The sequence below is a fragment of the Frigoribacterium sp. AC759 genome (genome assembly GCF_979256015.1).
In genome coordinates this window covers 1-234 of record NZ_CEEDMT010000206.1, presented here as the reverse complement: position 1 = coordinate 234, position 234 = coordinate 1, and the positions used below count along the sequence as shown (strand labels likewise).

Here is a 234-nt window from a genome sequence, read left to right as displayed (position 1 = left end):
CAAGGCCCCCGACCTCGCCATCCGCGCGGTCGCCGCCGTGCCCGCGGAGGTGCGCCCCGACCTGGTGAACGCCGGCGGCGCGTCGACGGAGTTCGCCGGCTACGAGGACGACCTCCGGGCCCTCGTCGACGAGCTCGACGTCACCGTGCGCTTCGTCGGCCCCCGCACGCGCACCGGACTCGCGACGCTCCTGCGAGGAGCGCGCGCAGTGCTCGTGCCGTCGCACTCCGAGAC

At 76.1% G+C, this 234-nt stretch carries 1 pseudogene; it reads left to right on the top strand.

What is annotated here, in order from left to right:
• A pseudogene (locus ACZ6JE_RS15680) lies at positions 1 to 234 on the top strand (glycosyltransferase); the annotation flags it as partial.